Here is a 23,480-nt window from a genome sequence, read left to right as displayed (position 1 = left end):
CGCGAGCTCAGTTCGACCGCAGGAAATCCCGCACCGCCGCCACCTGGTCGTCGGCCACCAGCGTGGGCGCGTGCCCCACACCTTCAAACGAGACCAACCGCGCTTTCGGGCCGCGTTGCGTCATCTGCAAGGCCGTCTCGGGGGTGAGCAGATCGGATTGCGCACCACGCACCAGCAAGGTGGGTGTCTGGATGGCGTCGTAGAGACCCCAGAGCGCGGCCTCGCCCGCCTGCACCATCTGACGCGCGGCCTGCTCGTCGGCCGCAGCGGTCATGGCCTTGAAAGGTGCACCGATCGCGGGGTCGTAATGCAACCACCAACGGCCTTCACGTTCGCGCAACAGAGGCAGCGAAAGCGCGCGCCACTGCTCGGGCGTGTGCGGACCAAAACCGGCGGATATGGACGCCAGGTACGCCACCGCGGCCGTCGCGCTGTCGAACGAGGGGTTCAGACCGATGTAGGAGCCGATGCGCTGCAGCGCCTCCCATTGGATCACCGGCCCCACATCGTTGAGCACGAGCCGGCGCAGTGCGGTCTGTGGGTGTGCGGCCAATGCCATGCCGATGAGCCCCCCCATGCTGGTGCCGACCCAGTCGATCGGAACACCGGGCGACTGTGCGCGCAGGTGCGCCACCATCGCGGCCAGATCGGCAGCGTAGGTCGCAATCTGGTACTGCATGGGGTCGGCCAGCCAGTCGCTGTGACCGCGCCCCGCCACGTCCACCGCAACCACACGCGCGTGTTGGCGCAGGCTTTGCGCGAGGGTCTCAAAGTCCATGCCTTGACGCGACAGGCCGTGCACACACACCACCACACGGTGTTGATCGGCAGTCTGGCAGGACCATTCCCAGTAAGCCAGCCGACGCGGCAAGCCGGTCGTTGCGGTCGCGCCGCCCACGGTGAGGAAGTGGAGTTGGGGAGCTTGCATGGTGCGCAGTGTTAGAGGTGCGGAAAGTGTCCGTGATAATGACCCGCACACCGTTCAATCAATCGTAATGGAAGTGGAGATTTCACATGCTTGCCAACAAAACCGCCCTTGTCACCGGCTCCACCAGCGGCATCGGCCTGGGCATCGCCAAGGCCCTGGCGCGCCAGGGCGCGAACATCGTGCTCAACGGATTTGGTGATGCCGACGGCCCCCAGGCCGAGATCGCCGCGCTGGGTGTGAAGGTGACCTACCACGGCGCCGACATGAGCAAGCCCGCCGAGATCGAAGCCATGATGGCGTTTGCCGCCAAGACCTTCGGACAGGTCGACATCCTGGTGAACAACGCCGGCATCCAGCACGTGGCGCGCATTGAAGACTTTCCGGTCGAGCGGTGGGACGCCATCATCGCCATCAACCTCACCAGCGCCTTCCACGCCAGCCGACTCGCGCTGCCCGCGATGCAGAAGGCCAACTGGGGCCGCATCATCAACGTGGCTTCGGTGCACGGCCTGGTCGGCTCGGCCGAGAAGTCCGCCTACGTGGCGGCCAAACACGGCATCGTGGGCCTGACCAAGGTGACAGCGCTGGAGAACGCCACCACCGGTGTGACCTGCAACGCCATCTGCCCGGGCTGGGTGCTCACGCCCCTGGTGCAGAAACAGGTGGACGCCAAGGCCGCTGCGCTGGGGATCTCCAACGAGGACGCCAAGAAACAGCTGCTGGGTGAGAAAGAGCCGTCGATGCAGTTCACCACGCCCGACGAGCTGGGCCAACTGGCGGTGTTCTTCTGCTCTTCGGCGGCCAACAACGTGCGCGGTGTCGCATGGAACATGGACGGCGGCTGGGCGGCGCAGTAGTCAGCTCCTTCGCGCTTCGCGCGCCCCCCTCCGGCGGGTGGCGCACGAAGCCCGGCGCCGTGGGGCTGGGTTGCGTCAGGCGAGACGGTTCTTCACTTCAACTGAACCGACCCGGAAACCGAGACGTTGACGGTGGACTTGCCCGGCTCCACCGGCACCGCCGCGTCCGACATGGCGGCCTTGGCTTCCATGGCCATGGCGCGCGGCTGGAAAGGACGGCCCTCCTGATCGGCCGAACTCACCGAGACCTCGCGCAAGCTGTAGCCGGCAAAACCAAATCCCTTGGCCACTTCGCCGGCCTTGACCTTGAAGCGCTCAATGGCCATGGCCTGCACATCGGACTCCAGCTTCTGGCGCGCTTCGCGCGACAGTGAGAAACCCACGTTGCTCATGGTCAGTGTCTGGATCTTGCCCGCGGTGGTGCTGATCCGGGCGAAATCGCGCCCTTCGAGAACCAGCTCGGTGCTGCCTTGCCAGCCGCTGATCTTGCCCTTGTCCGAATAACGCGGATACAGGCTGAACTGGCCCGTGCGCACCTCGAGTTGCTGGGGCTGGGCACTGGCACGTGCCACGGCCAGCGCGGCTTCAAGGGCGGTCTTGAGCTGGTTTTGCACCGTGACCGCATCAGGCCCTTCGCGGGTGGTGCTCAAACTCATGCTCAACCAGTCTTGCGGAGCTTCGAGAAAGCCACTGGCCGACAGATTCACAACATTGAGGGGGTGTGGCTGCACGCTCTGGGCCTGGGCCAGGGTGCCGATGGCGAGGAGAGAAGAGAGAAGGAGGGTGCGCAATCTGGACGGGTGAACGGTGCGGTGTGCTGACAAGGTCATGGTTTGAATTTGTTTTCGTGATGTGACTGACCGCGAAGTTGTTCGCGCAGTCGCTGACGCTCTTCAACGGACAAGCGGTAAGGCTTGGCGTTGTCTTCCATGTCGTCAAAGGGTTGCCTGAGCACTTCGCGCAAGCGCATGCCGCCACCCCGAGGCTCGCTCTCATCCACCGAGATGGGCATGACCATCACCGAACCGTTGGACGGCAGCGGCTGGGTTCGCCGATCACCCGGGCCGGCGTGTGCCGAGCCGAGCGTCAACAGGATCAAGCCCACAGGCAAATACGTTTTCATGGTCGCTCGAGTATCAACAATTCGTTCATTGTGGGATGTGCGTGCTATGAAGGGACCGCCGTCGCGGGCAACATCTGTAACAGCATGTCAGAAAAATAAAAATCCAGTGCTGACAAGCACTTGGCGCTGCCACAATCGCGTTTGTTACATATTCAGGAAGTTGCCTACATGCCACAAAACAACGCTCGCCCCAACAAGATACTGGTGGTGGATGACGATGTCCGCATTCGCGACCTGCTGCGCCGCTACCTCATGCAGGAAGGGTTTGAAGTGATGTTGGCCGAAGATGGCAAGTCGCTCAACCGGGTTCTGCAGCGAGATTCGGTGGATTTGATCGTCCTCGACCTCATGATGCCGGGCGAAGACGGCCTGTCCATCTGCCGCCGCCTGCGCGCCAATGGCGACCGCACGCCGATCATCATGCTCACCGCCAAGAGCGAAGACGTCGACCGCATCGTGGGCCTGGAAGTCGGTGCTGACGACTACCTGGGCAAGCCCTTCAACCCGCGCGAATTGCTGGCCCGCATCCACGCGGTGCTGCGCCGCCGCCCGCCCACCGAAGTGCCCGGCGCGCCGTCCCAGGACCAGGAGGTGGTGAACTTCGGTCCCTTCGAGTTCGATCTGAGCTTGCGCACGCTGCGCAAGGAAGGCGCCGACCTGCCTCTGACCACGGGCGAGTTCGCCATGCTCAAGGCACTCGTGCGCCATCCGCGCCAGCCGCTCTCGCGTGAAAAGCTGGCTCAGCTCGCGCGCGGCCGCGAGTTCGAGCCGTTTGACCGCAGCCTGGATGTGCAGGTGTCCCGGCTGCGCAAGCTGATCGAGGAAGATGCCGCATCGCCGCGCTACCTGCAGACCGTGTGGGGCGTGGGCTATGTGTTCGTGCCGGACGGCAACGCCTGATGTCGGAAGAATCGCGGCTTCCCTTCGAAACCCAGCCCACGTCGCTGGAGACCGCACCGGCCCCGCTGGAGCTGAGGCCCAACCGGGGCTTCAGTCTGTTCTGGCGAACCTTTTTCTTCCTGGCGCTTCTGCTGGTGGGCTGCATCGTGGCGTGGCTGCAAACCTTTCGAGCGCTCGAGTACGAACCGCGGGCCCTTCAAAGCGCCAACCAGCTCGCCTCGCTGGTCAACCTGAGCCGGGCGGCTCTGGTTCATTCGGATTCGATCGCCCGGGTCTCGCTGATCAAGACCCTGGCCGACGAAGAGGGCCTGCGGATTGCACCGCGGGAGCCCAACGACACCTACCGCCTCTACAACACCGACGTGCTCAGCCGCAACGTGGCCGAGCGACTGAGTGGGCGCCTGGGGCCCGACACCCTGGTGGCACGCGAGGTGAATGGCACGCCAGGCCTGTGGATCGGCTTCACCATCGACGGCGACCCCTATTGGTTGCTCACCGACCCTTCTCGCATTGGTCCGGTGGCCGGCACCACCTGGTTGATCTGGCTGGGCACAGCCGCCCTGCTTTCGCTCACCGGGGCTGCGCTGATTGCCCGCCTGATCAACCGCCCGCTGAAAAAACTCTCGTTCGCCGCCAGCCGCGTGCGCGAAGGCGACTTCAATGCCAGCCAGCTCAATGAGACCGTGGCGACCAGCGAGATCCGCGAAGTCAACATCGGCTTCAACCGCATGGCGCAGCGGCTGTCCAAGATCGAGCAGGACCGTGCGCTGATGCTGGCCGGTATCTCGCACGACCTGCGCACGCCGCTGTCGCGCCTGAGACTGGAAACCGAGATGAGCGTGGCCGACCCACAGGCGCGCGAACACATGGCCGCCGACATCGAGCAGGTCAATTCGATCATCGACAAGTTCCTCGACTACGCGCGGCCCGACCACATCACACCCGAACGCGTGAGCTTGAACCAGGTGGTGGACGCGGCGGTGTTTGCGCTGGGCGACGACGAACGCAACGTGTTCACCACCAGCATCCCGCCCGATACCGTGGTGATGGGCGACGCGGTGGAATTGCAGCGCGTGTTCGCCAACCTGCTGGAGAACGCCTGCCGGTACGGACGCGATCCCGCCACGGGCGTGGCGCGGGTGGAGATCGCCGCCAAGCCCAAGGACGACTGGGTGTTGATCAAACTGCGCGACCACGGGCAGGGCGTGGACCCCGAGATCCTGGAGCAGCTGACCCAGCCGTTTTTTCGGGGGGATGTCTCCCGGACATCGGCCACCGGCACGGGTTTGGGACTGGCCATCGTTGACCGGGCGGTTGCCCGCATGGGTGGCCGCTTTGCGCTGGCCAACAGCAGCACGGGCGGCTTGTCGGCCCACCTGAAGCTGCAACGCGCTCCCGGCTGACGCCGGGGTTCAGGCCGGCTTGAACAGCAAGGCCGCCGCGCGCGCTTCGATCGACAGGCCCTGCCCGACCGGCCCGATTTTCTCGGCGGTCTTGGCTTTCACATTCACCTGACCCACCGCGACACCCAGCGTGCGGGCGATGCCCTCCACCATGGCCGGGATGTGTGGTGCGAGTTTGGGGGCTTGCGCGATCACGGTGCTGTCGACGTTGCCGATCTCGAAACCCGCCTCGCGCACCCGCCGGGCCGCCTCCTGGAGCAGCACGCTCGAATCGGCGCCCTTGAAACGCTCGTCGGTGTCGGGGAAATGGCGCCCGATGTCACCCAGCGCGGCGGCACCGAGCAAGGCGTCGGTGATGGCGTGCAACAGCACGTCGGCATCGGAATGACCCAGCAGGCCTTGGGTGTGCGGAATGTGCACACCACCGATGATGAGTTGGCGGCCCGGCACGAGCGCGTGCACGTCCCAGCCCTCGCCGATGCGAAACATGGGGGCGGTGTTCATGCGCGGCTCCTGAAGATGGCTTCGGCCAGCGCGAAGTCATCGGGGTAGGTGATCTTGAAATTGCGCGCACTGCCTTGCACGAGCAGCGGGCGGTGACCGGCCATTTCCATGGCGCTGGCCTCGTCGGTGACGCCGGCAAAGCGCTCTGGCACCGTCGCTTTCAGTGCGGCGTGCAAGGCACCGAGACGAAACATCTGCGGCGTCTGCGCCAGCCACTTGCCCGCGCGGTCCACCGTGGCGCTCACACGGCCATCGGTCTCGGCCTTGAGCGTGTCGGGCAAAGGGATGGCCAGCAGGCCGCCCACGGCGTCGTGTTGGCAGGCGTCGATCAGCGCATCGACCATGGGCGCGGTCACCAGGCAGCGCGCAGCGTCGTGCACCAGCACCCAGTCGGCCGGATCGGTCCCCTCGTCCAGCAAGGCCTGCAAGCCGTTGAAGACGCTTTCAGCGCGGGTGCTGCCGCCGCAGCGCAGCGCCTTGACCCCGGGATAGCCGGTGTTCCAGAAATCGTCACCGGGCGCCGCGACCACCACCAGGCGGTCCAGCCGCGTGACCGCGCGCAGGGCCACCAGGGTGTGCAACACCATGGGCAGGCCGAGGATGGGTTGGTACTGCTTGGGGACTTCGGTGCCGGCTCGCGAGCCGGTGCCGGCGCAGGGCAACAAGGCGTGGCAACGGATGCCGGCCTCTGGAGTGGTGTGGGGGGTCAATTCGTGGGCGGCATCGGGCATGGGTGGCTGCATTCTAAAATCAGGCCTCACACACCCCCTGTCCGCTCGGACCGGGGGTGTTCGTCATGGAAACACCGCCCGTCATGGACCTCCCCAAACTCACCCCCGGCAAACGCTTCACCCTGCCCCACCCTGGCGGCTCGGCCGACGCGCTGCTGCTGGCCAAACTCGCGGCGCGCGACAAGGCCGCGGGCCGACTCACGGCCATCATCACGTCGGACGCCAACGACGCGCAGCGCCTCATCGACGAGATGGCGTTCTTCGCGCCGGAGCTGCGCTGCGCGTTGTTTCCCGACTGGGAAACCCTGCCCTACGACACCTTCTCGCCGCACCAGGACCTGATCAGCGAACGCCTGGCCACCCTTTGGAGAATCTCGCAGCGCGACAAGGACACCGGCGCCGACGTGGTGCTGGTGCCCGCCACCACCGCGCTGTACCGCGTGGCGCCACCGGCGTTCCTGGCTGGCTACACCTTCCAGTTCAAGGTCAAACAAAAGCTCGATGAAGCGCGCCTGAAGAGCCAGCTCACGCTCGCGGGCTACCAGCACGTGACCCAGGTGGTGAGCCCGGGCGAATACGCGGTGCGCGGCGGCTTGATCGACCTCTTCCCCATGGGCAGCCTCGTGCCTTACCGCGTGGACCTGTTCGACGACGAGATCGACAGCATCCGCACCTTCGACCCCGACAGCCAGCGCAGCCTCTACCCGGTGCCCGAGGTGCGGCTGCTGCCCGGGCGTGAGTTCCCCATGGACGACGGCGCCCGCGCGAAATTCCGCAGCCGCTGGCGCGAGCTGCTCGACGGCGACCCGACCAAGAGCCGCATCTACAAGGACATGGGCAACGGCGTGGCCACCGCCGGCATCGAGTACTACCTGCCGCTGTTCTTCGACGACACCGCCACCGTGTTCGACTACCTCGGCGCGGACGCGACTGTCGTTTTGCATGGCGATCTGGAACCGGCGTTTCAGCGCTTCTGGCAGGACACCAAAGACCGCTACCGCCTGGTGCACGGTGACCCGGAGCGCCCGGTGTTGCCACCCGATTCGCTGTTCCTGAGCGTGGAGCAGTTTTACGCGCGGGCCAACGCGCATGCGCAGCTCTCGGTGCGGCCGGTGCAGGCCGATCAGGAGCACAGCGCGTTCGCGCAGAAACTGGGCGACCTCTCGGTGGTGCGCGGCGCCGAAGACCCGCTCTCGCGCCTGCAAGGCCACATCCGCAACACCGCCCAGCGCGTGCTGCTGCTGGCCGAGAGCGACGGTCGGCGCGAAAGCCTGCTCGACTTTCTGCGCGCCAGCGGCGTCAACCCGCCGGCCTTTGATTCGCTGCTGGAGTTCCAGACCAGCAGCGAAAAGCTCGGCATCGCCACCGCCGCCCTCTCCACCGGTTTTTCGTGGCTCGAAGACGGCATCGACTTCGTCACCGAAACCGAACTCTTCGCCGCCAGCCCCACCACGCGCCGGCGCAAGAAGCAGGAACAGGTCAGCGATGTCGACGCGCTGATCAAGGACCTCTCCGAGCTCAACCTGGGGGACCCAGTGGTGCACATCACCCACGGCATCGGGCGCTACCGCGGCTTGGTCAACATGGACATGGGCGAGAAGAACGCCGACGGCACGCCCGCTTTGATGGAGTTCCTGCACCTCGAGTACGCCGACAAGGCCGTGCTGTACGTGCCGGTGAGCCAACTGCAGCTGATCGGGCGATACACCGGCGTGGGTGCCGACGAAGCACCGCTGCACCGCCTGGGCAGTGGCCAGTGGGAAAAGGCCAAGCGCAAGGCCGCCGAGCAGGTGCGCGATGCCGCCGCCGAGTTGCTCAACATCTACGCCCGCCGCGCCGCGCGGCAAGGCCACGCCTTCCGCTACTCGGCACAAGACTACGAGGTGTTCGCCAACGACTTCGGTTTCGAGGAAACCGCCGACCAGCGCGCCGCCATCCACGCCGTCATCCAGGACATGATCAGCCCGCGCCCCATGGACCGGCTGGTCTGTGGCGACGTGGGTTTCGGCAAGACCGAAGTGGCCTTGCGCGCCGCCTTCGTGGCCGTGACCGGCGGGCGCCAGGTGGCCCTGCTCGCGCCCACCACACTGCTGGCCGAGCAGCACTACCAGACGCTGGTGGACCGCTTTGCCAAGTGGCCGGTGAAGATCGCCGAGATGAGCCGCTTTCGCTCTGCCAAAGAAATCACCGCCGCCGCCAAGGGTCTGGCCGACGGGTCGGTGGACATCGTGGTCGGCACGCACAAGCTGCTGAGCGAGAGCGTGAAGTTCAAAGACCTCGGCCTGCTCATCATCGACGAGGAACATCGCTTCGGCGTGCGCCACAAAGAGCAGATGAAGGCGCTGCGCGCCGAGGTGGACGTGCTCACGCTCACGGCCACCCCGATCCCGCGCACCCTGGGCATGGCGCTTGAAGGCCTGCGTGATCTCAGTGTGATCGCCACCGCGCCACAGCGCCGCCTGGCCATCAAGACCTTTGTGCGCAACGAGGGCAATGGCGTGATCCGCGAAGCCGTGCTGCGCGAGCTCAAGCGTGGCGGGCAGGTTTACTTCTTGCACAACGAGGTCGACACCATCGAGAACCGCCGGCAGAAGCTCGAAGAAATCTTGCCCGAGGCGCGCATTGCCATCGCGCACGGCCAGATGCCCGAACGCGAACTGGAACGCGTGATGCGCGACTTCGTGGCGCAGCGCTTCAACGTGCTGCTGTGCTCCACCATCATCGAAACCGGCATCGACGTGCCCACCGCCAACACCATCGTGATGGCGCGCGCCGACAAGTTCGGCCTGGCGCAGCTGCACCAGCTGCGCGGGCGCGTGGGCCGCAGCCACCACCAGGCCTACGCCTACCTCATGGTCCCGGACATCGAAGGCCTCACCAAACAGGCCGCGCAGCGGCTGGACGCCATTCAACAGATGGAGGAGCTCGGCAGCGGCTTTTACCTCGCCATGCACGACCTGGAGATCCGCGGTGCGGGCGAGGTGCTGGGCGAGAACCAGAGCGGCAACATGCTGGAGGTGGGCTTTCAGCTCTACAACGAGATGCTGAGTGAAGCCGTGCGCTCGCTCAAAGCCGGGCGTGAACCCGACCTGCTCTCACCGCTCTCGGTCACGACCGACATCAACCTGCACGCCCCCGCCCTGCTGCCCAGCGACTATTGCGGCGACGTGCACCTGCGCCTGTCGTTCTACAAGAAGCTGGCCACCGCGCAGACCACCGACCAGGTGGACAGCCTGCTCGAAGAGATCGTGGACCGCTTCGGCAAACTGCCGCCGCAGGCCCAGACGCTGGTGGACGTGCACCGCCTGCGCGTGCTCAGCGCGCCCTACGGCGTGGTCAAGGTGGACGCGGCACCCGGTGTGATCCAGATCACCTTCCGCCCCAACCCGCCGTTCGACTCGATGCGCATCATCGAGCTGATCCAGAAGAACCGCCACATCAAGCTGGCCGGCAACGAGAAGCTTCGCATCGAGCGCGCCCTGCCCGAGGTGAAAGACCGCGTGCAGCTGGTGCGTGACGTGCTCCGATCGCTCGGCCAACCGACAAAACAACCCGCCACTGTTTGATCCCCATCTCATGATCACCCCCACCGAATTCGCCCCCGGCCTCACCGTCCAAGGCTTCACGCCTCCGCTCCAGCTCACCGACTTCAAGCTGATCGCCTTCGACATGGACTCCACGCTCATCAGCATCGAGTGCGTGGACGAGATCGCCGACGCGGTGGGCAAGAAGGCCGAGGTGGCCGCGATCACCGAAGCCGCGATGCGGGGCGAGATCGCCGACTACAAGGACAGCCTGCGCCAGCGCGTGGCCCTGTTGCGCGGCGTGACCATCGCCGACATGGAGCAGGTCTACACCGAGCGCCTGCGCATCAATCCCGGTGCGGCCGAACTCATCGCCGCCTGCAAGGCCGCTGGCCTCAAGGTGCTGCTGGTCTCGGGTGGGTTCACCTTCTTCAGCGAGCGCGTGCGGGAACGCCTGGGCATCGACTTCACGCGCGCCAACGTGCTCGAAGTGGAGAGCGGCCCCCACTGCGGCCAACTCACCGGCCGCATGGTCGACCAACCCTGGGGCGACATCTGCGACGGCGCCGAAAAGCGCCGCACCCTGCTCGAAGTGGCGTCGCTGCTGGGCATCGAGCCGTCCCAGTGCATCGCCATGGGTGACGGCGCCAACGACCTGCCCATGATGGGCGTGGCCGGTCTCTCGGTGGCCTACCACGCCAAGCCCGCGGTGCGGGCACAGGCCATGGTGGCCATCAACGAAGGCGGCCTGGACCGCCTGCTCGACGTCCTTCGCTGAGCCGGAACCACCCGGCCAGCCTCAATGACCGGGGCGCTGACGGTCGTGGCGTTGGCGTGCGATCGACCGGCTGGCGTGGTCTTGAGCGCGTTCCACCCGCGCGGCTTCGCGGTAGGTGACCTGACCATCGGCTTCGGTGCGCCGCTCCAGCCGCCCGATCTTGCGTTGCTGGTGCTCCAGCCGGGCCTGCTCGCGCGCGGTGAGCTGACCAGACGTCGCGCCCTGCGTGATGCGGTCCGACTGCAGATCCTGGCGCTGGTCCACACGCGCCGCCTGGCGCTCGGCCAAACCGTCGGGCAGGGGTGTGGCTGCGTGACTGGAGAAGGCCACGAGGCCACACGCCAAGGCAGCCGAAGCGAACAGGGATTTCTGGAGGTGGGTCATGACGGGTTCCTTGTGGATGAAACTGCACGCACCGACGTGGTCCATGCCCCCCTTGAACCAGCGTCCACCTGCCCCGCTTACGCGGGCCTGTGGTGACCCCACACAATGACGGGGTGATGTGGGCGGTCGCGTAAGAAACCCGCGCGAGCCGGGTTCAAGGAAAAAATCGCCTTCGCACGACACCCTGCCCGACGTTTCACACATGCCTTCACTCCTTCGCCCCGCTTGGCTTCGCTGGACACTGGCCGTGCTGCTGGCGTGCTCGACGCAGCTGGCCGTGGCCGACCTGGCCGTGCCGGGCGCAGACGAATGGGCGCGCATGACGCCCCAGCAGCAGGCCGAGCGGCGCGAGGCACTGCAACGGCAGTTGCAGCAGGCCAGTCCACCAGAGCGCCAACGCTTTCGGGAGACGTTGCGCGAGCGCCTGGAATCGCTCACACCCGATCAACGGCAGGGGCTGATCAACAACGCCCGCGAACGCTGGCAAGCCATGACGCCCGAGGAGCGGCGCGAGATCACCGAGGAGCGCCGGCGGCGGGTCGAAGGCATGTCTCCCCGGGAGCGCCGCGCCTTGTTGCGCGAACGCCGCGCGCTGCTGGACCGCATGACACCGCCGGAACGCCGTGCGCTGCGCGAAAAACTCCAGGCCGACTGAGCGACCATGCCACCACCCCGATCCGGCACCACCTGGGCAGGCGCGTTGGGCGCCGCCGCGCGCTGGGTCGGCGGCACCAGGACGCTGGCCAGCGACCCACTGGACGACTGGGCCTTGTGGCGAGCGGCCTGCAAGGGCAACCCCGACAGCGCCACGCTGCTGGTGCGCCGGCTCACGCCCCAGGCGCACGGCCTGGCGATGCAACTGGTGGGACGCCGGGAGGACGCGGAAGATCTCGTGCAGGAATCGTTTCTCCGCTTGTGGGGCAGCCAGCCCAGCGACACCCGCGGGGCCGGTCTCGCCACCTACTTCAACACCATCGTGATCAACCGCTGCAAGAGCTGGCTGGCCAGGCACCACGAGTTGAGCACCGAGCACGAGCAGTTGATCGAACTCGCCGACGCGGTGCAGGTGGCACAGCGTGCGCACGACAGCGACGGCGCTTCGCTGCAGCCCCACCAACTTCAATCGGCCATGGCGCGACTGCTGCCACGCCAGCGCATGGCGCTGGCCATGTGGGCCTATGCGGACGCCGATGTGGCCACGATCGCCCGCTCGCTGCAGATCGACAGCAATGCGGCGCACCAGCTGCTTCACCGCGCCAAGGTGGCACTGCGACAACAGCTTCAGGAGAACCTGCCATGAAAACGCCCGACGAGACCCCGGACACCGCCGCCGACCTTGCGCTGCGCACGGCCATGCGGCGATCGTTGGCCGATTCACCCGCACAAGGACTGGACGACCTGCAGGCGAAAGCCATGGCGCAGTGGCGCCAGCACGCTCAGGTGGACCCGGTGGTGGCCCTCGGCTCATCGGCCGGCTGGCACGCGCTGCCCCGGACCTGGGCGCTCGCTGCCCTGGCCTTGGCAGCGGCAGCGCTGCTGCTCCTGAACACCGCGCCGGATCCCGCGATGGACGAACTGATGCAGCCGGATGTGCTGTCCCTGATCAGCCTCGGCGAACTCTGAAGCGGCTCTCGCGCGAAGGTGCGTCAGCGCACAGACGGTCGCCAAATCTCCTTTTAGAGTCAACACATTGGCGCCGGGGCTTCATGCCCTGCACCATGCGGTGACCTTGCAAATGTGTTGGGCCACGCGACTCAACCACTCCAAGGAACACTCCATGAAAACACGCCAATTCTTCCCCATCGCCATGCTCGCCGTTGCCGCATCCGTCATGACCCTGGCGGGCTGCTCGTCCGGTCCCAAGCAGGCCAGCGCCGGCCAGTACATCGACGACACCGCCATCACCGGCAAGGTGAAGGCCGCCATCTTCAACGAGGCTTCGCTGAAGTCCGCTGAAATCAACGTCGAGACCTTCAAGGGCGCCGTTCAACTCAGCGGTTTTGTGAATTCTGCTGCCGACATCCAGCGCGCTGTGGCCGTGGCCCAAGGCGTGGCCGGTGTGAAGTCGGTCAAGAACGACATGCGCCTGAAGTAAGCCACCGGCTTGCCTCACACCTTCCATCACTTCAAGGACATCACCATGAAATCCATTCAAACCCGTTCGATCACCGTCGCCGCTTCCATCGCACTGCTGGTGGGCCTGACGGCTTGCAGCGGCATGTCACGCCAGGACCAGAACACGGCCGTCGGCGCCGGCGCTGGTGCCGTCGGTGGTGCGGTCCTGACCGGTGGCAGCACCATCGGCACGCTCGGTGGCGCAGCCATCGGCGGCCTGATCGGCAACCAGGTCGGCAAGTGATCGAGACCGGCTTCGGCCGGTCTTTTTTCTCCCGACAGCACCACGAAAGACGCTCATGATCACATCCGACAAATCCGTCCGAGACGAATTCTCAACCCTGGCACACACCGCCGAACGCGCCGCCAACACGGCCCGTGACGGCATCGGCCAAGGCTTGCACGACATGTCCAGCGGCCTGGAGCACGCTCGCTCGGAAACCGGCAATGCACTGCGCCAGCTCGCATCCGAATCGGATGCGCTGCTGCACCGCGGCCTGGACAAGGTGCGCGACGCCTCCGGTCAGCTGCGCGAGAAATCGCTGCACGCCAAGGACGCGGCCACCACCTACATCCAGCACGAGCCCATGAAGTCGGTGCTCCTGGCCGCTGCCGTGGGTGCCGGTCTGATGGCGCTGGTGGCGCTGTTCAGCCGCAACGGCCACAACGGCCGCTGAGCGCGGCCCCAGCACCATGCTGCACCCCGTGTTCCGCCTGGCGGCGTCACAACCGCAACTGCTGGCGGAGCACGCAGCTGGTTACGCCGGCTTGCTGGCCGAAGAAGTCACCAGCAGCGGTGCGCACATCAAACGGCGCATCGCACTGCAGATCGTCGGGCTGTTGAGCCTGATGGTGGCGGCCATCCTGTGCGGGGTGGCCGTTCTGTTGTGGGCGTCGCTGCCGGCAACCTCGCTGCAGCAACCCTGGCTGCTGTGGTTCACCCCATTGGTGCCCGCATTGGCCGGTGTGCTTGCCTTGCTGATCGCTGGCAGCCACAGCGCCCCACCCGCCTTTGCAACGCTTCGTGCGCAGTTCGCGCAGGACGCTGCCTTGCTCCGCCGGACCTCTGCGCCATGAATCCACCCGAATCGGCCCAACAGCGCCTGGAGCGCAGCCGCGCCCAGGTGGTGATGTGGCTTGAGCGAGATCAAACGCGTCGTGATGCGTTTGCGAACAGCGGCCTCGGCCAGCTCACCGCCTTGCCGTTGATCCGGCGGATCAGTGCGCATCCGCTGGCCAGCCTGGCGCTCGGTGCCATCACCAAATGGTGGATGAGGCCTCGTGAGAAACGCTCATCAGGCACCGCCGTGTTGGCGCTGGGCACCGGTCTGGGTCTGCTCAGGCGCAGGCCGATGTTGACGCTGGCTACGTTGGCGACCGTCGGTGCGGTGACGTGGTGGACGCAGTTCCGCAAGCGCCCGACCGCTTCATCCACCCACCATTTGAAATAAGGAAACCCATGCTTTACACCATCGCCGTCGTTCTGCTCGTCCTCTGGCTGCTCGGCCTGGTCACCTCCACCACGCTGGGCGGCTTCGTCCATGTGTTGCTGGTGATCGCTGTGGTCATGGTGCTGTTGCGCCTGATCAGCGGACGCAAGCCTTTCTGACTCGACCGCGGGCTCAGCCGCCCGCGCGTTTGACGGTGTGGCCCTGCGCCTGGAGCGCAGCCAGCACTTTGTCCACGTGATCGCCCTGGATCTCGATCACGCCGTCTTTGACGGTGCCCCCCGATCCACAAGCCGCCTTCAGCCGCTTGCCCAGCTCGGCCAGTTCAGGCCCTGCCAACGCCACGCCCTTCACCAGCGTCACCGCCTTGCCGCCCCGGCCTTTGGTCTCGCGCGACACCCGCACCACCCCATCACCCGACGGCGCGGCCGCAGTCTGCTTGCAGACGCACTGCCCGACCGGTCGTCGACATGCCGGGCACATGCGGCCCGCTTCGGTGGAATACACCAGACCCCCGGTGGAAAGCTTGTTCTTCATGGGTCTGGATCGTAGCGCGACCCCACGGGGGCGCACGCGCCACCGGTACACTGGGCCGAACCCACCCAAGACCATGCCATTCCACGCCCTGGGCCTCGCGCCCGCCCTCGCCCAAGCCGCTGCCGAACTCGGCTTCACCACCCCCACGCCCATTCAGGCAGCGGCCGTGCCCGCCGTGCTTGGCGGGGGTGACGTGCTCGCCACCGCCCAGACCGGCTCGGGCAAGACCGCTGCCTACGTGCTGCCGCTGCTGCAGCGCCTGATCGCCAGCCCCGGCCACACCCCACGCCGCGTGCGCGTGTTGGTGCTCGTGCCCACGCGCGAGTTGGCCGCGCAGGTCGGTGAAGTCGTGCGCAGCCTGGCGCAACACCTGCCCACGAAAACCAAGACCGCCGTGGTGTTCGGTGGCGTCTCCATCAACCCGCAAATGCTGGCGCTGCGCGGCGGTGCCGATGTGGTGGTGGCCACGCCCGGGCGGCTGCTCGATCTGGTGGAGCACAACGCCCTGAAACTCAACAGCGTGGACGTGCTGGTGCTCGACGAAGCCGACCGCCTGCTCGACCTCGGCTTTGCCGACGAACTGTCCCGCGTGCTCGCGTTGTTGCCCGAGGCTCGCCAAAACCTTTTTTTCTCGGCCACCTTCCCGAGCGCTGTGCAAGAGCTGGCCAACCGCTTGTTGCGCGAACCCCGACGCATCGACGTGCCCGGCATTCAAGTGGAAGAAGCGGTGGTCGTGCAGCAGGCCTACCTGGTGGACACCAACCGCCGCACGCAGCTGCTGCGCCAACTCATCAAGACACAGGGCTGGCAACGCGTGCTGGTGTTCGTGGCCACGCAATACCTGGCCGAGCGAGTGGCCGCCAAGTTGCACCAGGGTGACCTCTACGCCACCTCGTTCCACGGTGGCCTCAGCCAGGGCGCGCGCAAACAGGCGCTCGACGAATTCAAGGAAAAACGCTGGGACGTGGTGGTGACCACCGACCTGGCCGCGCGCGGCATCGACATCAGCCAGCTGCCGGTGGTGGTGAACTACGACCTGCCCCGCTCGGCGGTGGACTACGTGCACCGCATCGGCCGCACAGGGCGTGCTGGCGCCAGCGGCCTGGCCGTGAGCTTCGTGACACCAGCCTCCGAGGCGCATTGGCACCTCATTGAAAAACGCCAGGGCCTGAGCCTGCCACTGGAAGTCGTGCCGGGCCTGGAGCCCACGGAAGTGGTGCCGGTCGTCGAAGCGGGCGGCGGCGTGAAGGGAAAGCGCCCGAGCAAAAAAGACAAGCTGCGTGCCGCTGCGCTGCACGCCGGCGGCGACCCGCTCAAACCCTGACGAGCACCGCTTGGCGTTGGAGAGTCAGCGCCTGACAGCGCGCCGCAACGCGGCCGGGTTGGGAAAGTCGAAGCGCTTGAACGCGCGGGTGAGCGTGCTGGCGTTCTGGTAGCCCACAGCCTCCGCGATGTGCTGGAGCGGCTCGGCCGTCGTCTGCAACAGTTGGTGGGCGCGCTCAAGTCGGATCCGTTGAACGAAGTGGTAGGGCGGCGTCCCAATGGCCTCCACAAAACGCCGGGCCAGCGTGCGCGGTGTGAGGTGCAGGGCATCGGCGAGCTCGTCGATCGAAAACGCGCGCCCCAGGTTCTGGTGAATCCACCGCTCAGCGCGCGTGACATCGGGGTGGGGCTGCGCCATCACACTGCTTACGGCGAAATGCGCCTGCGTCTGTCGCTCGTCAGCGAGCATGAAAGACGCCGACCGTCGCGCGATTTCATCGCCAAACAGACGCCGCACGACACTGAGCGTCAGGTCGATCTGGGCCAGCGCAGCACCCGCCGTCAGGTACTTTCCCTCGTCCACCACGATCCGCTTCATGTCCAGCTTCACATCGGGGTAGAGACGCTGAAACTCCCGCGCCAGCCACCACGTTGTCGTGGCTGAACGGCCATTGAGCAGGCCCGCCGCGGCCATCACAAAGGTGCCCACGCATCCGGAAGCCATCAACCGCGTGGTGGGCACGATACCGACCAGCCAGTCTCGAACCGAGTGCACCTCCGGCTGGTTCAACCAGGCGGCCAGTTGTTCGGGTCGGCTCACGTTGCAGCCCGGCAGCAGAACCACGTCGGGTTGTCGCGCCCAAGCCTGCGGAGTCAGACCCGAGAGATGCAATCCAGAGCCCGTTCGTACGTGGGTTGCACGACCCGAACTGACCGGCTGGATCGAGAGCGTACCGCCCTGGGCAGACACCAGGTTGGCCGCTGCCCCCAGGGTGTCCAGCGTGATGCCCAGACTGGAATCCAGGACCCCCTCCATCACCACGACGGCGATGTGCGTCATCGTTGTTCTCGCTTATCAGATCGGCAGTGCATTGGCTCGACCCTCCCCTCATGAAATGTCGAATATTGTCCATTAATTGTCATTTTTGACTACTTTATTCGATACAAGGATCCATATCATTGACCGAATAGGAACCAAAGTGTTCCAACGGGATGGCAGGAGAGTGTCATGGGCTTCAAGTCCGCTGGGCGGGGGGAATGTGGTGTGCCGATCAATCCAGAGCGGCGCTTTCTGCTTCAACACATCCGCTTTGACAAGCCGATCGTTCGCGCCGCGGGCCACTACCTGTACGACGAGGCAGGCGTGGCTTACCTCGATGCGCTGGCACAGTACGGCGCCCTGCCGTTCGGCCACAACCCCTCAGTCATCTGGGACCCGGTGTTCAGGGCGCACCGCGCGTTGGAGCCTTCGTTTGTTCAACCCCTGCTAAGCCCCCGAGCTGACGAGCTCGGACACAAACTGTTGAGCCTCATGCCGGCGACGATGAAGTACGTCACGTACGTCAACAGCGGTGCAGAAGCCACCGAGGCGGCCATCAAGATGGTTCGCGCCAAGACGCTGAAACCGCTCATCCTGTCCTTCGCCGGCGGCTTTCATGGCAAAACAACCGGTGCGCTCATGTGCACGGGCAATCCGAAGTACCGCGAAGCGTTTTTGATCGACTACCCGGGCCACGAGGTGCTGCCCTTCGGCGATCTGGACGCCCTGCGCACCCGCTTGCAAACCGGTCAGGTGGCGGGCGTCTTCATCGAAGTCATCCAGGGTGAAGGTGGCATGCGCCGTCAACCCACCGGATTCCTTGGCGAAGTGTCGGCACTGTGTCATCGGCACGGCGCCTTGCTGGTCATCGATGAGGTCCAGAGCGGGCTCGGTCGGAGTGGAAGCCTGTTTGCTTTTGAGCAGGAACCCGGTCTCGAGCCCGACATCGTGTTGCTCGCCAAAGCGCTGGGGGGTGGCCTGCTTCCGCTGGGCGCCTTGATCTGCAACGCAGAGAGCTGGACGCCCGCCTTCGGTGCGTTGCACAGCTCCACCTTCGCCAACAGCAATCTGAGCTGCGCGGTGGGCTGCGCGGTCCTTGATGAGTTGACGCGTGACCAGGGAGCTGTGATTCGCCACGCCAAAGACATGGGGGAACGCTTGTCTTCAGGGCTGGCAGCGTTGGTGGAACGCCACCCCGAGGCGGTCGAGGTCACGAACGGACGCGGGCTGATGCAAGGCTTGCGCATCCTGCCCTGGGAGGGCGCTCGGAGCTACTTCGCTGCCCATGCGTCGCAACTGGGGTATGCCGTGCCCATCGTTGCGGGTCACCTCCTGAACGAGCACCACCTGCTGACAGCGCCCGTGTTCAACCACAACAATGTGTTGCGGATCCAACCCCCGCTCACGGTCACGGCCGGCGAAATCGACCGGATCCTCTGCGCACTGGAAGGCGTGGTCGGGCTGATCGCGCGCCGCCGTTATGCAGAACTGTTTGCGTACATGGCCGGTGCGGGACCCTCGCCACGGGCACCCGTCACCACGGCTTCGTCATCCACCATCACCGAGACGCCGTTTCCTGCAAGCGACACCGCTGGGCGACGCCGAGGCAGTTTCGCTTTTCTGATTCATCCAACAGATGAATCGGGTCTGATGAACACCTTGCCGGAAGAGCTTGCGCAGCTCGATGCACCGGGTCAAAAAGCCTGGCAAGGCTGGATGGCCAGCTGGTTCAGCAAGGTCCATGAGCCTGCAGTCGTGTTCCACCAGAAGAAGATCCTGTCGAGACAGGGCGGGCATGTTGAAGGGTGGCTGATCGCGTGTCCGCTGACCCCCGCTCAGATGCTGCGCCTTGCCCGCGACAAACGCGAAGAATTGCTGACGCAATTCACCGATCAAGCCCGGGCGCTGGGCGTGGACATCGTCGGCCTGGGCGCATTCACATCGGTCATCAGCCGTGGCGGCACGGACATCGCCGATTGCCGGCTGAACCTGACCACGGGCAACAGCCTCACGGCGCTCGCCAGCACGGACACCTTGCGCACGGCTGTCAAACACCGGGGCCTGGATCCGTTGGAAGTGCGTGCGGTCGTCATTGGCGCAGCCGGCTCGGTCGGACGTCTGGCGGCGATCGACTTGGCAGAGCACTTTGGCAGGGTCGATCTGATCGGCAACGCTCACAACCCGCAGGCACTGGGCGTGCTCGAAGAGATCGCAGGCGAAATCTATGCCCACGCCATCCGCAACGCTGCGAACGGCACCGGTCGCGGCATCGTGGTGGCGATCGGTGGCACCTTGTTGAAACGCCTGCGCTCTTTGGCAGAGGAGGCGGCCCGGGTGCCCATGGCGCAGCGGACCTTCCTGCACCGGCTGCTGTGTCAACAGATCGACGAAGCGCTTGGCGCCAAGGCGCCGCTTCGTGCAGATGTCGATGTGAAGACCGCCCTGGGTCATGCCGATGTCGTGCTGTCAGCGACCAGCGCGACCCGAGCGTTCACAGAACCCGGATGGCTGCGTCCGGGGGCGGTGGTGTGCGATGTGTCCCGCCCGCTCGACATGCTGCACCAGCTTCGCGAGCACCGCAGCGATGTCTGGGCATACGAGGGTGGCGTCATGCGGTTGCCCGAAGAGATCGCCTTCGGCCGCCAGAACGTTCTGGGCTACCCGAAGGGATTGAACCTGGCGTGCCTGTCCGAGACGATCACGCTGGCCATGGAGGGAGCACGGCACCACCACAGCCTGGGGTCGCGCATCGATATCAACGAAGCCCGTCGCATTGCAGTGGCCGCGCACGCCCATGGCTTCATGCCTCACATCGAGCTGCCCGACGCATGGCGTGACGTGCCCACATCCAGAATCCCAAACGGCACAACAGAGCACCTGAGTCGGGCGCCTTTTGTGGTCTCGCAGCTGTGAGGACCCGATGATCGAACTGGAACGCGCCCTCCATGCCTTTTCTGCCCGTGCGAATGGCCACGCACACGTGCGGGACCTGGTTCGCCACTGGAAGACCGAGTTCTACGTCCAGAGCTCCGATTCGCTGAGTTGCTTTCGCCTGGTGCTGCGCGACGGCGAGATCATCGGCGTGGAAACCACCACGCCACCCATTCACGAAGTGCTGCTGCTGCGGGGCGAAACAGACGTTTTGCGGGCGGTTTTCTCCGGCAGCGAGCACCCATTGACCGCCTACAACGAGGGCCATCTCCAGATCTACGGGCCTCAGGCAGACCAGAACAAGCTGGACGCGATCAGTCTGCTGATATGGGGCGCTTGAGCATGTCCCGCTTCGTCCACAGGCTGGCCTACGGCGTTGGCATGGCCTTTTCCGCCAGCTGCTTCACCGCGCTGGGCATGTTGGTCCAACACGGCGGGCGACATGCGCTCGTGGCCTTGTGCGCGAGCTTCCTGCTGATGCTCGTGGTGATCGCGGCGGTGAGTGAACTGGCATCTTTGTTCCCGTCTGCTGTCGGCCTGCGCACCTACACCAAAGTCGGCATCGGAGAGTTCGCGTCTCTGATGGCGGTGGTTCTGTACCTGTGCCTGGTGATCCTGGTCGCAGGCATCGAGATGCGCATGTTCCTCGCGGTCGCGACGCACGTCTGGCCCCAGCTTCCGCCTTGGGAAACGACCGTTGGTGTCTTTGCCGTGGTCGTGGTGGCTCACCTCTGCGGGTGGCGAACCGCGGCTTGGGTGCAGACCGGTCTTGTGCTGCTTCTGGTTGTGTCGGTGGTCTTTCTCGCGGGAGCCAACCTTTCCACTGTGCCCATGGAGATCCAGTCTCTGCCGGCGCTGGACTTGGCCAGTGCGATCGTCGTCGGTCTGTTCCTTTTCGCCAGCGTGGAGTGGATCACCACGCTGCAGGTGCGCAACCTCCAGGATGCCCAAGGCGTCCCTCGGGTGCTCCTCGCCGCATGTGCACTGCTGGCGCTGCTGTTCATGTGTCTCGTCGCCGCACTGGTGCAGATGCGGGAGCGTGGTCAGGCGGTTGACCTTTTCATCCCGCAGCGTGCCATGACCAACGTGTGGAGCGAGCCCTGGGCCAGCGCCGCGCTGGTGTCGATCACGGCCCTGGCCATGCTCAGCACGTTCCATGCCGGCCTCGCCTGTGGGTCGCGCTTGATCCACATGCTGTCACGTGAAGGTTTCCTGCCCAGTGGCCTGGGTCGCACCAATGCGGCAGGTACCCCGGTCGCAGCCATCGCGGCTGTTGCCCTGACTTGCCTGCTCGGTGTCGGCCTCGTGCAGCGGTTGCCATCGCTTGAGGGGCTCGCGGAAGCCGGGGCCCTGGCCATCTCGAGCGTGTATGTGATGTACCTCGTCAGCGCTGCACGCTTGCGAGCGACCACGCGCAAGCACGCATGGAAAACCACGCTGTTGCCGCGTTGGCTGCTCTGGTTCGTCGCCACGCTGTTGACGGGCGTCATGGCGGTGACTTGCTGGGAAGCGCATCGCCAAAGCCGACTCGGGCTCGCCCTGACGCCCTGGATGGTGGCCGCCGTCGCCGTCGGCCTGATGCGCATTCGACAGCTGCGAACACGGGCACAAGCCCTCACAGCAAAGCCTCTCTTCGCTTCGGAGCAGAACACCTGATGCCAACAGAACACACCGCCCAGATGGCGTCCCATTCCGCCGCGACAGCTGACCGCCGTGCACTGATGCACGACGCACCGAGCGTCACCGCAGGCGACTGGTACGCGCCAGGGTTCTCGATCCAGACCTGGCTCGAACGCACCCCATGGCGCACCCTCAGGGGCACGCACTTCGGCATGGGCGGAGAAGAGCCCCACCCGGTCTTCTGGGACGACCCACTGATCCGGGAGATCTACAAAATCGATGTGGCCACCTTCCTGACCGCAGAACAAATCTCGGTTGAGGGCATTTCGAAGCTGGTGTCGATGGCACCCGATGAAGCGAGCCGGCTGTTTCTGGCCACCCAGACGATCGACGAAGCGCGTCACTACGAAGTGTTCTGCCGTCGCATGGCCGATGTCGGTGTCACGCCTGCTGAGCGCCAGGCCATGGTCAGCCGCGTGACCACGCGCGAGTTGCAAACCTTCTACGACCTGATCCGTGAGCAGGTCGATCGAGGCGACTTGGTGTCCGCCATGGTGGCTCACAACATCGTGCTCGAGGGCATGGCTTACCCGATCTACCGCTACGAGATCAAGTACTGGTCGAAGCTGGATCCGGGGCTCTCCCGAATGATCCAGGGGGCCTTTGCCGACGAGGTTCACCACGTGGGATTCGGTGAAGCGTTTGTGGCAGACGCCGTGCGTCTCTCGCCTGCGGTTCGCGCACGCGTCACGAAACTGTGTCGTGAAGCCTCTGGCCTCATGAACAACGTGTTCGACAGCGTGGTGCGCAAGTACATCGGTCTCTACCAGACCGTGGCGGATCGGCACTGCGACCTGATGGGCGACATCCAGATCTTCCCCGGCAAGCTCATGGCCGACATCACCGAGGAAGAACAGGTTCGAACCTTGAACACGGAAATCCAGCGCGAGCTCTCCAGAAGGCTCGCCGCCATCAACATCAACATCGACTGACGGAGCCCACCCCATGACGGCCCACCACCTCCCCAAACGAATGAGAAGTCTGCAGGAACGTGTGCGCGGCGAGGTCGAGCGCTTCCTCGCTGTGCACCGGCCAGAAGATTCGGTCCTGGTGTTGGACAGCACCGGCCCCATCGCCACCCGTCACTACCTGGTCTTGAGCGCGATCGGCCGTGAACGCCTCTTGCGCTTCCGCGAGATCCACGCCTTCTCGGGAGGGGCCTTTGCGGTCTTTGGTTTTCTCGGTCTCACCGCCAACCGCGCCAAACTGAAGTTGCACGAGCTTCGGTCCTCCGAGACGGAGCGGGCTTGCCGCAGCTTTCACCACCAGCGAGTGTTGTCGGTGTTGACGCCGACCGAAAACTGACCATCTAGAAGTCGAAGTGCCGACTGAAAA

General features: G+C 65.4%; 28 protein-coding genes. 20 read left to right on the top strand and 8 right to left on the bottom strand.

Annotated features, from left to right (window positions below):
- Positions 1-7: 7 nt before the first annotated feature.
- Entirely contained in the window at positions 8-928 is a 921-nt protein-coding gene (locus Q1W68_RS06640; RefSeq protein WP_300655584.1) for an alpha/beta hydrolase, read from the bottom strand.
- A gap of 86 nt (positions 929-1,014) precedes the next feature.
- On the opposite strand from Q1W68_RS06640, the gene Q1W68_RS06635 reads away from it, so the two are divergent.
- Positions 1,015-1,785 carry a 3-hydroxybutyrate dehydrogenase gene (locus tag Q1W68_RS06635; RefSeq protein ID WP_300655586.1) on the top strand — a complete coding sequence of 257 codons (771 nt, stop codon included), beginning with the start codon at positions 1,015-1,017 and terminating at the stop codon, positions 1,783-1,785.
- Between the two features lie 92 nt (positions 1,786-1,877).
- Here the strand turns inward: Q1W68_RS06635 and Q1W68_RS06630 are convergent, their stop codons facing one another.
- Together Q1W68_RS06630 and Q1W68_RS06625 are read right to left on the bottom strand one after the other, a co-directional pair.
- The gene (locus tag Q1W68_RS06630; protein ID WP_300655588.1) at positions 1,878-2,615 is read right to left on the bottom strand and encodes an SIMPL domain-containing protein; all 738 of its coding nucleotides are present in this window, start codon (positions 2,613-2,615) and stop codon (positions 1,878-1,880) included.
- Complete coding sequence (locus Q1W68_RS06625; protein WP_300655590.1) at positions 2,612-2,908, bottom strand: hypothetical protein; 297 nt, start codon at positions 2,906-2,908, stop codon at positions 2,612-2,614. Before Q1W68_RS06625 ends, Q1W68_RS06630 begins: the two co-directional genes overlap by 4 nt.
- A 168-nt stretch (positions 2,909-3,076) precedes the next feature.
- Between Q1W68_RS06625 and ompR the strand changes: the two genes are divergently transcribed.
- Positions 3,077-3,808: a two-component system response regulator OmpR gene (ompR, locus tag Q1W68_RS06620; RefSeq protein ID WP_300655592.1), complete on the top strand. Its 732-nt coding sequence runs from the start codon at positions 3,077-3,079 to the stop codon at positions 3,806-3,808.
- Positions 3,808-5,211, top strand: a complete 1,404-nt coding sequence (locus Q1W68_RS06615; RefSeq protein WP_300655594.1) for an ATP-binding protein — start codon at positions 3,808-3,810, stop codon at positions 5,209-5,211. The genes ompR and Q1W68_RS06615 overlap by 1 nt, the downstream gene beginning before the upstream one ends.
- A gap of 9 nt (positions 5,212-5,220) precedes the next feature.
- Here Q1W68_RS06615 and ispF read toward each other — a convergent pair whose 3' ends face one another.
- Together ispF and ispD are read right to left on the bottom strand one after the other, a co-directional pair.
- Positions 5,221-5,715 (bottom strand): 2-C-methyl-D-erythritol 2,4-cyclodiphosphate synthase, encoded by a 495-nt coding sequence (ispF, locus tag Q1W68_RS06610; RefSeq protein WP_300655596.1) that lies wholly within the window; start codon positions 5,713-5,715, stop codon positions 5,221-5,223.
- On the bottom strand, positions 5,712-6,446 hold the full coding sequence (gene ispD, locus Q1W68_RS06605; RefSeq protein WP_300655598.1) for a 2-C-methyl-D-erythritol 4-phosphate cytidylyltransferase: 735 nt from the start codon (positions 6,444-6,446) through the stop codon (positions 5,712-5,714). Before ispD ends, ispF begins: the two co-directional genes overlap by 4 nt.
- Positions 6,447-6,529: 83 nt before the next feature.
- On the opposite strand from ispD, the gene mfd reads away from it, so the two are divergent.
- Positions 6,530-10,012: a transcription-repair coupling factor gene (mfd, locus tag Q1W68_RS06600; RefSeq protein ID WP_300715928.1), complete on the top strand. Its 3,483-nt coding sequence runs from the start codon at positions 6,530-6,532 to the stop codon at positions 10,010-10,012.
- Positions 10,013-10,022: 10 nt separating this feature from the next.
- Complete coding sequence (serB, locus tag Q1W68_RS06595; RefSeq protein WP_300653392.1) at positions 10,023-10,748, top strand: phosphoserine phosphatase SerB; 726 nt, start codon at positions 10,023-10,025, stop codon at positions 10,746-10,748.
- Between the two features lie 21 nt (positions 10,749-10,769).
- On the opposite strand, the gene Q1W68_RS06590 is transcribed toward serB, so the two are convergent.
- Complete coding sequence (locus Q1W68_RS06590) at positions 10,770-11,132, bottom strand: hypothetical protein (protein ID WP_300653395.1); 363 nt, start codon at positions 11,130-11,132, stop codon at positions 10,770-10,772.
- A 202-nt stretch (positions 11,133-11,334) separates the two neighbouring features.
- Here Q1W68_RS06590 and Q1W68_RS06585 point away from each other — a divergent pair, with 202 nt between their 5' ends.
- From Q1W68_RS06585 to Q1W68_RS06545, 9 genes are all read left to right on the top strand, one after another.
- Entirely contained in the window at positions 11,335-11,787 is a 453-nt protein-coding gene (locus tag Q1W68_RS06585) for a DUF3106 domain-containing protein (RefSeq protein ID WP_300653397.1), read from the top strand.
- Between the two features lie 6 nt (positions 11,788-11,793).
- The gene (locus Q1W68_RS06580; protein ID WP_300653399.1) at positions 11,794-12,432 is read left to right on the top strand and encodes an RNA polymerase sigma factor; all 639 of its coding nucleotides are present in this window, start codon (positions 11,794-11,796) and stop codon (positions 12,430-12,432) included.
- Positions 12,429-12,755, top strand: a complete 327-nt coding sequence (locus Q1W68_RS06575; protein ID WP_300653400.1) for a hypothetical protein — start codon at positions 12,429-12,431, stop codon at positions 12,753-12,755. Before Q1W68_RS06580 ends, Q1W68_RS06575 begins: the two co-directional genes overlap by 4 nt.
- Before the next feature lie 154 nt (positions 12,756-12,909).
- Positions 12,910-13,227, top strand: a complete 318-nt coding sequence (locus Q1W68_RS06570) for a BON domain-containing protein (protein ID WP_300653401.1) — start codon at positions 12,910-12,912, stop codon at positions 13,225-13,227.
- 45 nt (positions 13,228-13,272) lie between these two features.
- Positions 13,273-13,491, top strand: coding sequence for a glycine zipper 2TM domain-containing protein (locus tag Q1W68_RS06565; RefSeq protein WP_300653403.1), 219 nt, complete (start codon positions 13,273-13,275; stop codon positions 13,489-13,491).
- Between the two features lie 55 nt (positions 13,492-13,546).
- Positions 13,547-13,924, top strand: a complete 378-nt coding sequence (locus tag Q1W68_RS06560; RefSeq protein WP_300653406.1) for a hypothetical protein — start codon at positions 13,547-13,549, stop codon at positions 13,922-13,924.
- Between the two features lie 16 nt (positions 13,925-13,940).
- On the top strand, positions 13,941-14,324 hold the full coding sequence (locus tag Q1W68_RS06555) for a hypothetical protein (RefSeq protein ID WP_300653408.1): 384 nt from the start codon (positions 13,941-13,943) through the stop codon (positions 14,322-14,324).
- Positions 14,321-14,698 carry a hypothetical protein gene (locus Q1W68_RS06550; RefSeq protein WP_300653411.1) on the top strand — a complete coding sequence of 126 codons (378 nt, stop codon included), beginning with the start codon at positions 14,321-14,323 and terminating at the stop codon, positions 14,696-14,698. Before Q1W68_RS06555 ends, Q1W68_RS06550 begins: the two co-directional genes overlap by 4 nt.
- A gap of 8 nt (positions 14,699-14,706) precedes the next feature.
- Positions 14,707-14,856 carry a lmo0937 family membrane protein gene (locus Q1W68_RS06545; RefSeq protein WP_156406473.1) on the top strand — a complete coding sequence of 50 codons (150 nt, stop codon included), beginning with the start codon at positions 14,707-14,709 and terminating at the stop codon, positions 14,854-14,856.
- Between the two features lie 13 nt (positions 14,857-14,869).
- Here the strand turns inward: Q1W68_RS06545 and Q1W68_RS06540 are convergent, their stop codons facing one another.
- Positions 14,870-15,232, bottom strand: a complete 363-nt coding sequence (locus Q1W68_RS06540; RefSeq protein WP_300653414.1) for a translation initiation factor Sui1 — start codon at positions 15,230-15,232, stop codon at positions 14,870-14,872.
- Positions 15,233-15,305: 73 nt separating this feature from the next.
- Here Q1W68_RS06540 and Q1W68_RS06535 point away from each other — a divergent pair, with 73 nt between their 5' ends.
- Complete coding sequence (locus Q1W68_RS06535; protein ID WP_300653416.1) at positions 15,306-16,556, top strand: DEAD/DEAH box helicase; 1,251 nt, start codon at positions 15,306-15,308, stop codon at positions 16,554-16,556.
- A gap of 24 nt (positions 16,557-16,580) precedes the next feature.
- Here Q1W68_RS06535 and Q1W68_RS06530 read toward each other — a convergent pair whose 3' ends face one another.
- The gene (locus Q1W68_RS06530) at positions 16,581-17,555 is read right to left on the bottom strand and encodes a helix-turn-helix domain-containing protein (protein WP_300653418.1); all 975 of its coding nucleotides are present in this window, start codon (positions 17,553-17,555) and stop codon (positions 16,581-16,583) included.
- Positions 17,556-17,723: 168 nt separating this feature from the next.
- Between Q1W68_RS06530 and Q1W68_RS06525 the strand changes: the two genes are divergently transcribed.
- The 5 genes from Q1W68_RS06525 to Q1W68_RS06505 all read left to right on the top strand — a co-directional run bounded on the left by Q1W68_RS06525 (position 17,724) and on the right by Q1W68_RS06505 (position 23,450).
- A complete protein-coding gene (locus Q1W68_RS06525) occupies positions 17,724-20,447 on the top strand; it encodes an aminotransferase class III-fold pyridoxal phosphate-dependent enzyme (RefSeq protein ID WP_300653420.1) in 2,724 nt (907 codons plus the stop codon).
- Between the two features lie 7 nt (positions 20,448-20,454).
- The gene (locus Q1W68_RS06520; protein WP_300653422.1) at positions 20,455-20,805 is read left to right on the top strand and encodes a hypothetical protein; all 351 of its coding nucleotides are present in this window, start codon (positions 20,455-20,457) and stop codon (positions 20,803-20,805) included.
- A 2-nt stretch (positions 20,806-20,807) separates the two neighbouring features.
- Positions 20,808-22,121 (top strand): amino acid permease, encoded by a 1,314-nt coding sequence (locus Q1W68_RS06515; RefSeq protein WP_300653425.1) that lies wholly within the window; start codon positions 20,808-20,810, stop codon positions 22,119-22,121.
- Positions 22,122-22,186: 65 nt separating this feature from the next.
- Complete coding sequence (locus Q1W68_RS06510) at positions 22,187-23,077, top strand: ferritin-like domain-containing protein (RefSeq protein WP_300715924.1); 891 nt, start codon at positions 22,187-22,189, stop codon at positions 23,075-23,077.
- A gap of 13 nt (positions 23,078-23,090) precedes the next feature.
- The gene (locus tag Q1W68_RS06505) at positions 23,091-23,450 is read left to right on the top strand and encodes a hypothetical protein (RefSeq protein ID WP_300653429.1); all 360 of its coding nucleotides are present in this window, start codon (positions 23,091-23,093) and stop codon (positions 23,448-23,450) included.
- The last annotated feature ends 30 nt before the right edge of the window (positions 23,451-23,480 follow it).

It is taken from the genome of Hydrogenophaga sp. (genome assembly GCF_030158645.1).
In the GTDB taxonomy this organism is placed as follows: domain Bacteria; phylum Pseudomonadota; class Gammaproteobacteria; order Burkholderiales; family Burkholderiaceae_C; genus Hydrogenophaga.
Note: the sequence above shows the minus strand (reverse complement) of the source record. Positions and strands in the feature narration are given on the sequence as shown.

What these genes read in the sequence shown, in the direction of transcription:
- Q1W68_RS06635 (WP_300655586.1), top strand. Translation starts at nt 1,015, where the DNA reads ATGCTTGCCAACAAAACCGCCCTTGTCACCGGCTCCACCAGCGGCATC.
- Q1W68_RS06555 (WP_300653408.1), top strand. Translation starts at nt 13,941, where the DNA reads ATGCTGCACCCCGTGTTCCGCCTGGCGGCGTCACAACCGCAACTGCTG.
- ispD (WP_300655598.1), bottom strand. Translation starts at nt 6,446, where the DNA reads ATGCCCGATGCCGCCCACGAATTGACCCCCCACACCACTCCAGAGGCC.
- Q1W68_RS06630 (WP_300655588.1), bottom strand. Translation starts at nt 2,615, where the DNA reads ATGACCTTGTCAGCACACCGCACCGTTCACCCGTCCAGATTGCGCACC.
- Q1W68_RS06520 (WP_300653422.1), top strand. Translation starts at nt 20,455, where the DNA reads ATGATCGAACTGGAACGCGCCCTCCATGCCTTTTCTGCCCGTGCGAAT.
- Q1W68_RS06510 (WP_300715924.1), top strand. Translation starts at nt 22,187, where the DNA reads ATGCACGACGCACCGAGCGTCACCGCAGGCGACTGGTACGCGCCAGGG.
- Q1W68_RS06525 (WP_300653420.1), top strand. Translation starts at nt 17,724, where the DNA reads ATGGGCTTCAAGTCCGCTGGGCGGGGGGAATGTGGTGTGCCGATCAAT.
- serB (WP_300653392.1), top strand. Translation starts at nt 10,023, where the DNA reads ATGATCACCCCCACCGAATTCGCCCCCGGCCTCACCGTCCAAGGCTTC.
- Q1W68_RS06625 (WP_300655590.1), bottom strand. Translation starts at nt 2,908, where the DNA reads ATGAAAACGTATTTGCCTGTGGGCTTGATCCTGTTGACGCTCGGCTCG.
- Q1W68_RS06540 (WP_300653414.1), bottom strand. Translation starts at nt 15,232, where the DNA reads ATGAAGAACAAGCTTTCCACCGGGGGTCTGGTGTATTCCACCGAAGCG.
- ispF (WP_300655596.1), bottom strand. Translation starts at nt 5,715, where the DNA reads ATGAACACCGCCCCCATGTTTCGCATCGGCGAGGGCTGGGACGTGCAC.
- Q1W68_RS06565 (WP_300653403.1), top strand. Translation starts at nt 13,273, where the DNA reads ATGAAATCCATTCAAACCCGTTCGATCACCGTCGCCGCTTCCATCGCA.
- Q1W68_RS06560 (WP_300653406.1), top strand. Translation starts at nt 13,547, where the DNA reads ATGATCACATCCGACAAATCCGTCCGAGACGAATTCTCAACCCTGGCA.
- Q1W68_RS06505 (WP_300653429.1), top strand. Translation starts at nt 23,091, where the DNA reads ATGACGGCCCACCACCTCCCCAAACGAATGAGAAGTCTGCAGGAACGT.
- Q1W68_RS06585 (WP_300653397.1), top strand. Translation starts at nt 11,335, where the DNA reads ATGCCTTCACTCCTTCGCCCCGCTTGGCTTCGCTGGACACTGGCCGTG.
- Q1W68_RS06640 (WP_300655584.1), bottom strand. Translation starts at nt 928, where the DNA reads ATGCAAGCTCCCCAACTCCACTTCCTCACCGTGGGCGGCGCGACCGCA.
- Q1W68_RS06515 (WP_300653425.1), top strand. Translation starts at nt 20,808, where the DNA reads ATGTCCCGCTTCGTCCACAGGCTGGCCTACGGCGTTGGCATGGCCTTT.
- Q1W68_RS06575 (WP_300653400.1), top strand. Translation starts at nt 12,429, where the DNA reads ATGAAAACGCCCGACGAGACCCCGGACACCGCCGCCGACCTTGCGCTG.
- Q1W68_RS06590 (WP_300653395.1), bottom strand. Translation starts at nt 11,132, where the DNA reads ATGACCCACCTCCAGAAATCCCTGTTCGCTTCGGCTGCCTTGGCGTGT.
- ompR (WP_300655592.1), top strand. Translation starts at nt 3,077, where the DNA reads ATGCCACAAAACAACGCTCGCCCCAACAAGATACTGGTGGTGGATGAC.
- Q1W68_RS06535 (WP_300653416.1), top strand. Translation starts at nt 15,306, where the DNA reads ATGCCATTCCACGCCCTGGGCCTCGCGCCCGCCCTCGCCCAAGCCGCT.
- mfd (WP_300715928.1), top strand. Translation starts at nt 6,530, where the DNA reads ATGGACCTCCCCAAACTCACCCCCGGCAAACGCTTCACCCTGCCCCAC.
- Q1W68_RS06615 (WP_300655594.1), top strand. Translation starts at nt 3,808, where the DNA reads ATGTCGGAAGAATCGCGGCTTCCCTTCGAAACCCAGCCCACGTCGCTG.
- Q1W68_RS06530 (WP_300653418.1), bottom strand. Translation starts at nt 17,555, where the DNA reads ATGACGCACATCGCCGTCGTGGTGATGGAGGGGGTCCTGGATTCCAGT.
- Q1W68_RS06545 (WP_156406473.1), top strand. Translation starts at nt 14,707, where the DNA reads ATGCTTTACACCATCGCCGTCGTTCTGCTCGTCCTCTGGCTGCTCGGC.
- Q1W68_RS06580 (WP_300653399.1), top strand. Translation starts at nt 11,794, where the DNA reads ATGCCACCACCCCGATCCGGCACCACCTGGGCAGGCGCGTTGGGCGCC.
- Q1W68_RS06570 (WP_300653401.1), top strand. Translation starts at nt 12,910, where the DNA reads ATGAAAACACGCCAATTCTTCCCCATCGCCATGCTCGCCGTTGCCGCA.
- Q1W68_RS06550 (WP_300653411.1), top strand. Translation starts at nt 14,321, where the DNA reads ATGAATCCACCCGAATCGGCCCAACAGCGCCTGGAGCGCAGCCGCGCC.